Source organism: Betaproteobacteria bacterium (assembly GCA_009377585.1).
Taxonomy (GTDB): Bacteria; Pseudomonadota; Gammaproteobacteria; order Burkholderiales; family WYBJ01; genus WYBJ01.
In genome coordinates, this window is sequence record WHTS01000030.1 from 46,747 (window position 1) to 57,357 (window position 10,611).

General features: G+C 65.4%; 9 protein-coding genes and 1 tRNA gene. 6 read left to right on the forward strand and 4 right to left on the reverse strand.

Features of this window, described 5'->3' with window-relative positions; translation table 11 throughout:
- Positions 1 to 181 precede the first annotated feature (181 nt).
- Complete coding sequence (gene queC, locus GEV05_12135) at positions 182 to 883, reverse strand: 7-cyano-7-deazaguanine synthase QueC (protein MPZ44132.1); 702 nt, start codon at positions 881 to 883, stop codon at positions 182 to 184.
- A 435-nt stretch (positions 884 to 1,318) separates the two neighbouring features.
- Here queC and GEV05_12140 point away from each other — a divergent pair, with 435 nt between their 5' ends.
- From GEV05_12140 to GEV05_12155, 4 genes are all read left to right on the forward strand, one after another.
- Positions 1,319 to 3,691: a molybdopterin-dependent oxidoreductase gene (locus tag GEV05_12140; protein MPZ44133.1), complete on the forward strand. Its 2,373-nt coding sequence runs from the start codon at positions 1,319 to 1,321 to the stop codon at positions 3,689 to 3,691.
- A gap of 149 nt (positions 3,692 to 3,840) precedes the next feature.
- Positions 3,841 to 4,893: a hypothetical protein gene (locus tag GEV05_12145; GenBank protein ID MPZ44134.1), complete on the forward strand. Its 1,053-nt coding sequence runs from the start codon at positions 3,841 to 3,843 to the stop codon at positions 4,891 to 4,893.
- A 10-nt stretch (positions 4,894 to 4,903) separates the two neighbouring features.
- Complete coding sequence (locus tag GEV05_12150) at positions 4,904 to 5,671, forward strand: ABC transporter permease subunit (protein MPZ44135.1); 768 nt, start codon at positions 4,904 to 4,906, stop codon at positions 5,669 to 5,671.
- Between the two features lie 7 nt (positions 5,672 to 5,678).
- Positions 5,679 to 6,458, forward strand: coding sequence for an ATP-binding cassette domain-containing protein (locus GEV05_12155; GenBank protein ID MPZ44136.1), 780 nt, complete (start codon positions 5,679 to 5,681; stop codon positions 6,456 to 6,458).
- Between the two features lie 42 nt (positions 6,459 to 6,500).
- Here the strand turns inward: GEV05_12155 and GEV05_12160 are convergent, their stop codons facing one another.
- The 3 genes from GEV05_12160 to GEV05_12170 all read right to left on the reverse strand — a co-directional run bounded on the left by GEV05_12160 (position 6,501) and on the right by GEV05_12170 (position 8,911).
- Entirely contained in the window at positions 6,501 to 7,217 is a 717-nt protein-coding gene (locus GEV05_12160) for a gamma-glutamylcyclotransferase (protein MPZ44137.1), read from the reverse strand.
- Between the two features lie 261 nt (positions 7,218 to 7,478).
- Positions 7,479 to 8,558 carry an SMP-30/gluconolactonase/LRE family protein gene (locus GEV05_12165; protein MPZ44138.1) on the reverse strand — a complete coding sequence of 360 codons (1,080 nt, stop codon included), beginning with the start codon at positions 8,556 to 8,558 and terminating at the stop codon, positions 7,479 to 7,481.
- A gap of 149 nt (positions 8,559 to 8,707) precedes the next feature.
- Positions 8,708 to 8,911, reverse strand: coding sequence for a dodecin domain-containing protein (locus GEV05_12170; protein ID MPZ44139.1), 204 nt, complete (start codon positions 8,909 to 8,911; stop codon positions 8,708 to 8,710).
- Positions 8,912 to 9,268: 357 nt separating this feature from the next.
- Here GEV05_12170 and GEV05_12175 point away from each other — a divergent pair.
- Together GEV05_12175 and GEV05_12180 are read left to right on the forward strand one after the other, a co-directional pair.
- Positions 9,269 to 9,344, forward strand: a tRNA-Phe gene (locus tag GEV05_12175).
- A 175-nt stretch (positions 9,345 to 9,519) separates the two neighbouring features.
- Positions 9,520 to 10,542, forward strand: a complete 1,023-nt coding sequence (locus tag GEV05_12180) for a DUF4102 domain-containing protein (protein MPZ44140.1) — start codon at positions 9,520 to 9,522, stop codon at positions 10,540 to 10,542.
- The last annotated feature ends 69 nt before the right edge of the window (positions 10,543 to 10,611 follow it).

Here is a 10,611-nt window from a genome sequence, read left to right on the forward strand (position 1 = left end):
TTTCCCTCACTTGCAGTGCGCGCATCGGCATGCAGGCCGATGCCGTTCGGCCGGCGCGGACCATGGTCCGCGAATTCCCGGCCTCACCCCTCGATCCCTCTCCCGGAGGGAGAGGGAAGACAACCAGACCCCATGGGACAAAACATACAAGGGGGTTACTTCGCGAACGCTCAAAAGGCGCTCAGATTCCCGATCGCATCACCGCAGGGTCTTCCATGCCGGCTTCGGCGAAGCCTTTTGCCCGCAGCAGGCAGGCATCGCACGCGCGGCATGGCGCCCCGCTCGGCGCGGGATCGTAGCAACTCAACGTGAGGGCGTAGTCGACGCCAAGCTCGGCGCCCTTGCGGATGATGTCGGCCTTGCTCATGTGGATGAGCGGCGTATGGATGCGCAGCCGCCGCTCGCCCTCGATGCCGGCCCGGGTTGCGAGGTTGGCCATGAGCTCGAAAGCCGCGATGAACTCCGGCCGGCAGTCCGGATAGCCGGAGTAATCGAGCGCGTTGACGCCGATGAAGATGTCGGCGGCGGCGAGCGTCTCGGCCCACGCCAGCGCGAGGCTCAGGAACACGGTATTGCGCGCCGGTACGTAGGTCGCCGGAATGCCGTGTCCGATCGCCTCGGCGGAGCGCTGCTTCGGCACCGGAATGTCGGCGGTGAGCGCCGAGCCGCCGAAGCGGCGCAGATCGATGTCGAGGACGACATGCCGCACCGCGCCCAGCTGCTGCGCGATGGTGGCGGCGCGATCCAGCTCGATCGCGTGTCGCTGCCCGTAGCGGAAACTCAATGCATGGCAGGCGTAGCCGTCGCGCAGCGCCAGCGCGAGCACGGTGGCGGAGTCGAGCCCTCCGCTCAGCAGGATCACCGCCGGAATCGGCTGCTGCATCAGGGCTGCTCCAAGTCACTTTCGAGCACGCGGAAATTCAGGACGCCCTTGCATCCTGCGAGCCCCGCCCGCGGTGAAACCATTCGGGCGCAAGCACCACTCGGGCGCAAGCTCCGCCGCAGGGACGATGAAGACCAGGAGCCCACATGCCCCGGCCCTGCCCCCGAGCATCGCGTGTACGTGCGATGCCCTATGGTATGCTGAATTCGCTTTTGCATGCGCGCTCTCGCGACCAACCTGGAACGCGAATGGACGAAGTCGCGATTTCTCCTCTTCCGTATTGGACGACAGTTCAATACGGACACGACGCTCCCCTCTCCCCCCGGGAGAGGGGCTGGGGGGTAAGGCCGGGAATTCGCGGACCATGGTCCGCGCCGGCCGAACAGCATCGGCCTGCATGCCGATGCGCGCCCTGCAAGGGAGGGACGAGCGGTCATGAAATCGGTAGAGCTCGATAGCACCCGCATCGGACAACCGGTCCGCCGCAAGGAAGACGAGCGCCTGCTCACGGGCAAAGGCTCGTTCAGCGATGACCTGAACCTCCCCGGACAGCTGTTCGCGATATTCGTACGCTCGCCGCACGCGCACGCGCGCATCCGGGCGATCGACACCAGCGCGGCGCTCGCAATTCAGGGCGTGACTGCGGTGCTGACCGGACAGGACCTGCATGCCGACCGACTCAATCCGTTGCCGCATCATCCGCTGTCGATGCACCCGGCCGAGATCCGGCTGACGAACCGCGATGGCACGCCGATATTCACCGCGCCGCATTATCCGCTCGCAGCCGACAAGGTGCGCTTCGTCGGCGAAGCGCTTGCGGTGGTGATTGCGGAGAGCGTGGCGATCGCCAAGGACGGCGCTGAACAAGTCGCGGTCGACTACGAGGTGCTGCCCGCCGTAATCGACACCGTCGCGGCAGCGCAGCCCGATGCGCCCCGTGTCTGGGACGAAGCCGGATCGAACGTCTGCCTGGATGCCGACGCCGGCCAACGCGAGGCCACCGAAGCGGCGTTCGCGTGCGCCGCACACGTGGTTCGATTCGAGACGCGGATCAATCGCGTGACCGGCGTGACGATGGAGCCGCGCGCCGCGGTGGCCGAGTACGATGCCGCCGCCCAGCGTTACACCCTGCATGCCGGCAGCGGCGGTGCGGTGCGCCTGAAGGACGATCTCGCCACGGTGCTGAACGTGCCGGCCACCCAGGTGCGGGCGGTGATGCGCGACATCGGCGGCAACTTCGGCACCCGTGGGATGATCTATCCCGAATTCTGCGTGGTGGCATGGGCGGCGCGGCGGGTCGGGCGTCCGGTCAAATGGACCTGCGAACGGCACGAGGCCTTCCTCGCCGACTACCAGGCGCGGGACCTCGCGGTGGAGGCCGAGCTCGCGCTCGACGCCCAAGGAAGCTTCCTCGCCATCCGCGGTTCCAACATCGGCAACGCCGGCGGGCATCCGACCAACTTCTCGCCGCTGCAGAAGGGCATCGAGATCATGACGAGCATCTACCGGGTGCCGTGCGCATTCTTTCGCGCCCGGGCGGTGCTCAGCAACACTTCACCCACGCGCCCATACCGCAGCGCCGGCCGGCCCGAGGTGATGTACGTGATGGAGCGCCTCATCGACCTGGCCGCGCGCGAATGCGGCTTCGATCGCATCGAGCTGCGCCGCCGCAACCTGCTGACGCAAGCCGAGCTGCCGTATACCAACCCCTTCGGCATGGTGTACGACAGCGGCGACTACCACGGGGTGATGGCGAAAGCGCTCGAGCTGGGCGACTGGGCGGGCTTCCCGGCCCGACGCGAGGAAGCGCGCCGGCGCGGCAAGGTGCGCGGAATCGGCGTGGCGAACTATGTCGATACCGCGACCGGCGTGCCGAGAGAACGCGCCGAGATCACCGTGCATCCCGAAGGACGGGTCTCGGTCGTGGTCGGCACGGTCTCCAACGGCCAAGGCCACGAGACCAGCTTCGCCCAGCTCGTTACCGAATGGCTCGGCGTGGCGCTGGAGCAAGTCGACATCATCGCCGGCGACACCGACATCGTGAAAGTCGGCGGCGGCACGCACTCGGGCCGGGGCATGCGACTCGTCAGCATCGTCGTGTTCAATGCCTCACGCCAGATCGTCGACAAGGGCAAGCGCATCGCCGCGCGCCTGCTCGAAAGCGATCCCAGCCGGGTGGTGTTCGAAGCCGGACGCTTCACGATTGCCGACAGCGGACGCACCGTCGGGCTGTTCGATGTCGCGGCCGCGGCCGAGCGCCTGGATGACCTGCCCGACGACTTGCGTGGACCGCTCGCGGCGTTTTCCGACGAGACGGTGAAGGAGGCGAGCTTTCCCTACGGCGCGCACGTGTGCGAAGTGGAGATCGATCCGCAGCTCGGCAGCGTCGCGATCGTGCGCTATGCCGCCGTCGACGATGCCGGGCGCGCGGTCAACCCCATGATCGTTCACGGCCAGACGCACGGCGGCATCGTGCAGGGCGCGGGCCAGGCGCTGTACGAGCACTGCTACTACGATCCGGAAGACGGCCAGCTGCTGGCAGGCTCCTTCATGGACTACACCATGCCGCGCGCCGATCAGTTCCCCTCCTTCGTAACGCACATCAGCGAAGTGCCGTCGACGACGCATCCGCTCGGACTGCGCCCGGCCGGCGAAGGCGGCACCACGCCCGCGCTCGCCGTGGTCGTCAACGCGGTCGTCGATGCACTGTCCGAATTCGGCGTGCGCCATGTGGAGATGCCGGCCACGCCGGAGCGCATCTGGCGTGCGATTCGGGATGCCGGCGCGCAACTGCAGCGGACGCCGTGAACTCGTGAGGAGCCGCAATCCGGTTCTGCGGTTCGGTTTCTGCTGTCAGTGGGCACACAAGACTGCCTCCTTCCCTGGGAGATGGGCCGGGAGGCGCGGCCGGGAAACAGCGGACCAGAGTCCGCGCCGGCCGAACGGCATCGGCCTGCATGCCGATGCGCGCACTGCAAGTGAAAGGAAGCGAACAACTTCGAGTGGCTGACCGCCCACCCAGGAGGAGAAGCATGAACGCCAAGTTCGTATGCAGTTGTATCGTCCTGCTGTGCGCGCTGCTTCCGATCGGCGCGCAGGCGCAGGCGACACCGGCCAAGATCACGATCGCGATCTTCGTGCCGCCCTCTCTCGGCGCGTTCCTGCCGCCGATCATCAAGGCCAACAAGTTCGACGCCGCCAACGGGCTCGACATCACGTTCGTCCAGCGTCCGCCGGATGCCTATGTCACCCAGTTCAATTCCGGCGAGTTCCAGGTGGGTGGCAGCGCCGCCACGCTCACCATCGCCGTTGCGCGCAATCGCGGCGTGCCGGTCACGTATCTTTTCAACCTGTTCGATTTCTGGGGCGCGCTGGTGACGTCCAACAACGACGTCAAGACGGTGAAGGACCTCGCCGGCAAGCAGATCGCCGCGGCGCGCGTGACGACCAACTTCGCGATGATCGACTGGTTCGCGCGCCGCCAGGGGCTCGACATGAGCAAGGCGAACGTGGTCAATACCGCACCACCCGGGCTCATGAGCTACGCCATGGCCGAGCGCGCCGATGCCGTGCAATTGTGGGAGCCGGGCTACACGCAGTTGCTGGCGAAGAAGCCTACGGTTCGCACGCTCGACCTGGACATCCGCCGGCAATGGCGCGAGTTCGCGGGCGGCGATTCGATTCCGACACTGGGCGTGGCTGCGCAGGAAGCGTGGGTGAAGCAGAACGCGCATCTCGTGCAGCCGCTCTATTCCGCCTACAAGGCGGCCGCCGAGTGGACACGCAAGAACCCGGCCAAGGCCGCGGCACTGATCCTGCCGAAAGCGAGCAGCGCGGACCAGGCGGCCATCCAGGCGCTGATCGAGAACAACGACCGGCTCGGCATAAACGTGGCCGGCGCGGCCGAGATTCGTAAGGAAATCGAAGCCGTATTCCGCGCGGGCGTTTCCACCAAGTATCTCGACAAGATGCCGGAAGCGGGCGCGATCTACGGCTCACCGCTGAAGTAGATTTCATACGATGCTGCGGCACCTGACCGTGCGCCGTGAGGCGCTGTTCGCCATGCTGGGCCTCGCGATCGCCTGGCAGATCGCTTCGCTGTTCTTTCCCCCTTACCTGTTCCCGCCGCTGCCGGCGATCGGCGCCGCGCTCGCCAAGATCTTCGGCTCGTGGGAACTGGTCGGCAATGCAGGCGCGACGGCGCTGCGCATTCTTGCGGGTCTCGCCGGTGCGTTCCTGTTCGGCACCCTGTTCGCCGTGGCGATGGCGAAGTCGCGCAAAGCCAACGACTATCTTTTCCCCATCCTGCATTTCAACCAGGGGATCCCGGCGCTGTCCTGGGTCGTGATTTCGATCATCTGGTTCAAGACGATCGAATTCCGCATCTGGTTCATCATCGTGGCCACCACGGTTCCAGCCTTCACCTTCCAGGTGCTCGACGCATATCGCTCGATCTCGAAGGATCTGCACGAAATGGCGCTGTCCTTCCGGCCAAGCCGTTACGACATGTTCCGCACCGTCGTGCTGCCCACCGTAGTGCCCGGCATCCTGACCGCCTGGAAGGTGAACATCGGCAACGGGTCGCGCGTCGTGGTGGTCGCCGAACTGGTCGGCGCGACCGGTGGCGTGGGCTATCAGCTGCTGCAGATGCAACAACTGTTCGACTTGGCCGGGGCGCTCGCCTGGACGCTGCTGCTGGTGCTCTTCGTGCTCGGCACGCAGCAAATCATCACGCTGATCGAGAACCGGCTGCTGCGCTACCGCGCGCAGTCCGAGCGCGGATTGTGAGCGTGCGATGACCGAACCGATCATCCGCTTCGACAACGTCTGCAAGCGCTTTACCGACAAGGCCGGCCGCGAGCTGCCCGCCTACGCCGTCAAGGACCTGTCGTTCGAGGTCGCGTCGGGAGAAGTGATCGCGGTCGTCGGACGCACCGGCTGCGGCAAGTCGACCATGTTCAACCTCCTCACCGGGCTGCTCGAGCCCACCTCCGGCGGCGTTCGCGTGTACGAGCGCGATCCCTTCCACGACTTCGACTGGTTCCGCGGCAAGATCGCGGTCGTATTCCAGTCCGACCGCCTGCTTCCCTGGCGCACGGCACTGCATAACGTCTCCTACGGGCTCGAGCTCAACCATCGAGAAGAACGCGAGCGGCTCGCCGTCGCGCGCGACTGGCTGCGCCGCCTCGGGCTCGAAGGCTACGAGGATGCCTATCCGCATGCGCTCTCGGGCGGCATGCGCCAGCGGGTATCCATCGCACGCGCATTCGCGGTCAATGCGGAGATCCTGCTTTGCGACGAACCCTTCTCCGCGCTCGACGAGCTGACGGGCGCGAAGCTGCGCGCCGAGTTCGTGCGCCTGGTGCGCGAGAACCGCAAGACCAGCATCTTCATCACCCATTCGATCGACGAGGCCTTGACGCTCGGCGAGCGCATCCTCGTGTTCCAGCCGCCTGCGTTCATCGCCCTGGAAGCATGTCCTGGCGAAGCCACGACCGAGGCGGCGCGCGCTGCAATGAAAGACGCCATCCTGACCGCGATGACCGCCGGGGCCCCGGATACCGTCGCCTCGTGAGCCTCGCTCCTGCGGGCCGCTACCGCGCGTTCGACGCCATCATCATGCGCAAGACCGTTCGCCCGCCGCTTGCACCGCCGCTTCACCACGCCCGCAATGCATCCGGACGTGCGCTTCCAGAACTTCCAGGTGCCGATCGCGCACGCCCAGTTCGCGCAGGTGCGTAACGGTTTCGAACAGATAGTCGCAGCACAGCCCCAGGGGGCCGGCGCCTTGCGCCAGGTAGCGCGCGGTCGAGACCAGGTCGAGATCTCCGATATAGCGTTCGTGCGACCGGTTCACAGCGAACGTGATGGCGTGCACCGTCCGCTCGCGAGTGCGCGCGGCGACCCATTCGGGCCGATAGGCAGCCGAGTTCATCTCGCGCCGCCACAGCACATCCAGCTCGCTTTTCACCAGCCCAGGCGCAATCCGGTAGATCACGCCGTTGCAGCTTCCGCCCGGTTCGATGCCGAGCATGAGACCGGGCCGCTCGGGGCTGCCGCGCCCGGCGCGCGCCCAAAGACAGAACTGGCGGTGATAGCCGTGGATGCGGGCGGTTCTGCGCTCGGCGAAGTGGAATGCCGGGTTCCACATGAGCGACCCGTAACCGAATACCCAGATGGCATCGGGATCAGGTGCCGAGACGAGCGCCTGCTCGATCTGGCGTGCGCGTTCCTCGTCGCTCAGGTAGCGCGCGTTGACCCCCAGCAACGCCTGGGAGGCGGCGCGCAGACTGCCGTCGAGAATGCTCTCGCGAGTTAGCTTGTAGCGGGACATGCGGAATTAACGTAAGGCCGCCGGGATTTCTTTACCTCGTTTGCATCCACGCCCGGGTAGCACGACCATGTAACGCGCTCGGCCGCTCATCGGTGGACAGGATTCTCGGTTGACAACACGGGAACGCTACCACGCGACCAGGGTGCTGCAAAGGAACTCTCCCCATCGCAAGGGGCACGGGCCGCGTCGATGCACCGGCCGGATGGCGGGCGATCCGCGCGGGAGTCGCGTGCCCTCGCCCGCCGCAACCGTCCGGACCGATCAGCGTTTACGCAGCCGGTACCAGGGATGCGGGTTGCCGGGAATCCGGACGCGCAGGGTGTAGACCGACGTGTGCGCGCAGCAGAAGAGCGTTCGCAAGTCGTCGCCGCCGAACGTGAAATTGACCGCTTGTTCGGGAAAGGCGATGGTGCCGATGCGCTCTCCGCGCGGGGAGATCACCCAGATCCCGCCGGGCCCGGTGCAGTAGACGTTGCCCTGGCTGTCGACCTTCATCCCGTCCGGAATGCCCGGCTGCGAGCCGAGGTTCATGTCGGCGAAGATGCGCCGCCCCGTCATCTTGCCTTCCGCATCGACATCGATCGCGTGCAAATACTTGGTCGAGCGGGTGTTGGCAACATACAGGGTACGCTCGTCGGGCGAGAACGCGAGGCCGTTCGGATACTCGCAATGGGCGACGACGCTCGGCTCGCCGGCGGGCGAGATGCGGTACACGCGGGCGCCGTCCCACAGGTTGTCGACGCCCGCCGGCGGCGGGATCTCGCGTTCGCCATAGGCGACCCGCTTGTCCGGGTCGGTGAAGAAGAGGCTGCCGTCGGAACGGCATACCACATCATTGGGACGATTGAAGCGCCCGCCCTGAAAGCGCTCGACGATCGGCTCGAGTTTGCCATCGGCACCCAGGCGCGAGACCCGGCGGCCCTCGCCTTCGCAGATGACCAGGCGCCCTTGCAAGTCGAACGTCGTGCCGTTGCCGCCCTGGGTCTTGGTCACGAGCTCGGCCGACTTGCCCGGCGTGAGGCGGTAGAGACTGTTGGTGCGGATGTCGACAAAATAGTAGAAACCGTCGGGATGCCACAGCGGGCCTTCCGTGAATATGAAGCCGGTGGCGAGCTGTTGCGCCTCGGGGGTTTCGAGAATATCGGGCAGATAGTTGATTGCGGGCATGGCGCTTCCTCCGTGGACCGAATGGGGACTGTAAAGCGCCCATCGGTCGATCGCAAGGAAACGCGCGCAGACCGGGTCGCCGCCGATCGCCCCTTGACCAGGATTGCAACCGCAGGCGATCGCTTCTGCGGCGAGCGGCTCGGTTACATCGCCGAATGCCGGCATCGCAGGCATCCGCGCCGGGGCGCCCCGTCAAAGCCCGGTCTTGCGGGGAAACTTGCCGGGTTGTTGAAACGTGCCGAGCGGCACCGATCGAGGCAGCAGCCCCAAGTCGGCGAAGCGGCCCCGGTGAGCGCCGCGCGCATGCCGCCGATGTCGCGTGATCAATCGGTCAGAACGAACGTAACCTTGAGGATTACCTTGTAGCCGCTGATCTTGCCGTTGTCGATGTTCACTTCCTGATCCTTCACCCAGGCGCCCTTGAGGTTCTTCAGCGTCTTGTTGGCGCGCTCGACACCCTGGATGATGGCGTCTTCGAAGCTCTTCGTGCTGACGCTGCTGATTTCGGTGATTCGCGCGACGGTCATGGCTTTCTCCTTGGATGACGGCCGGGGACACCCGGCGACCAGAGACGCACGTCGCGGCAAGCTCGCGAGCCATCCCACCGATCCGGCGTGCGTGTCACGGCGGTGCGAATCTCGTGCCCTTGGCGTGCGGGCGTCTAAATCCATAGGGTCACGGCTCAATGGGCGACCGGGTCACGGCTCAATGGGCGACCGGGTCACGGCTCAATGGGCGATCTCGAGTTTTTTTCCGTATAATCCGGCGTTCCCGGCGCGCCTGCTGTTTCGGCGCGCCGCGTCGTTAAGCGTGCCTGCCGAGCAAGCCTGGCCAGGTGTGCGCGACAAAGCAGAGGATTTGAAATAGCTGTTGCAACACCGGAAGGCCAAGTAGCTCAGTTGGTAGAGCAGAGGACTGAAAATCCTTGTGTCGGTGGTTCGATTCCGCCCTTGGCCACCAGAACCCCTTCCAGCAGTGTCCAGGCAGTTCCGCAGTAATCCAAAAAATTAAGTGAAGTCATAGCGGTATAGTCCGAGAGGGCTGTGAGCATCTCTTGACAGCCGGGCGAGTGCGGGGATAACTTTGGGGGCAACTCGGTCTGAAACGACTACCCTCAAGAGCTGTTGCCCCCGCCGTGCCGCTGACCGCTACAGCCATCAAGAACGCGCGCGCTACCGAGAAGCCGCTCAAGCTTTTTGATGGCGGCGGCATGTTCCTACTCGTCAATCCGAACGGATCGCGATGGTGGCGACTGAAGTACCGCTATCTCGGTAAGGAGAAGCAACTGTCGCTCGGCACCTACCCCGAGGTGTCCCTCAAGGATGCACGCGACCGACGTGACGAGGCGCGCAAGCAGCTCGCAAACGGCATTGATCCGAGTGAGCATCGCAAGGCGCAAAAGTCTGCGGTCGTCGCGAGCACCGAAAACGCGTTCGAGGTGGTGGCTCGCGAGTGGTATGAAAAGTATTCCCAGGCTTGGGCGCCCGGCCACGCCGACAAGATCATCCGGCGGCTGGAGCGCGACGTATTCCCCTGGATCGGCAAGCGCCCGATCGGCGAGATCACCGCGCCGGAGCTCCTCGCCATCCTCCGGCGAATCGAATCCCGCGGCGCCATCGAGACTTCGCATCGCGCGTTGCAGAACTGCGGCCGGGTGTTTCGCTACGCGGTCGCCACCGGTCGTGCAGTTCGAGATCCCTGCGGCGATCTACGCGGTGCTCTGACGCCGGTGAAGGAGCGGCACCACGCTTCGATCACCGAGCCCAAGCGCGTGGGCGAGCTGATGCGCGCGATCGAGGGCTACAACGGGGCACTCATCACCAAGTGCGCCCTGGGACTTGCCCCGCTCCTGTTCGTGCGACCAGGTGAGCTGCGCAAGGCGGAGTGGAGCGAATTCGAGCTCGACGGCGCGGAGTGGCGCATCCCCGCCAAACGCATGAAGGCACGCGAACAGCACATCGTTCCGCTCTCGAGACAGGCGCTCGATATCTTGCGCGAGCTCCATGCAGCAACCGGCGAGAAGCGTTTCGTCTTCCCCGGCGCCCGGACCAACGGTCGCTCGATGAGCGAGAACACGGTAAACGCCGCCCTGCGCCGTCTCGGTTACTCGCGCGAGTGTCATCGTCGTTCCGATAGTCGTGTGAATTGGTCGGGATGAACGTCGTGGATTTTGTTCGTGCGTTTTCTTCGAGGCGCTCTATCTCAAGGGTCTTTTTCGCGCCGTTTG

Coding starts and splice junctions, on each gene's coding strand:
- queC (MPZ44132.1), bottom strand. CDS start 883: ATGCAGCAGCCGATTCCGGCGGTGATCCTGCTGAGCGGAGGGCTCGAC.
- GEV05_12140 (MPZ44133.1), top strand. CDS start 1,319: ATGAAATCGGTAGAGCTCGATAGCACCCGCATCGGACAACCGGTCCGC.
- GEV05_12145 (MPZ44134.1), top strand. CDS start 3,841: ATGCCGATGCGCGCACTGCAAGTGAAAGGAAGCGAACAACTTCGAGTG.
- GEV05_12150 (MPZ44135.1), top strand. CDS start 4,904: ATGCTGCGGCACCTGACCGTGCGCCGTGAGGCGCTGTTCGCCATGCTG.
- GEV05_12155 (MPZ44136.1), top strand. CDS start 5,679: ATGACCGAACCGATCATCCGCTTCGACAACGTCTGCAAGCGCTTTACC.
- GEV05_12160 (MPZ44137.1), bottom strand. CDS start 7,217: ATGTCCCGCTACAAGCTAACTCGCGAGAGCATTCTCGACGGCAGTCTG.
- GEV05_12165 (MPZ44138.1), bottom strand. CDS start 8,558: ATGCCTGCGATGCCGGCATTCGGCGATGTAACCGAGCCGCTCGCCGCA.
- GEV05_12170 (MPZ44139.1), bottom strand. CDS start 8,911: ATGACCGTCGCGCGAATCACCGAAATCAGCAGCGTCAGCACGAAGAGC.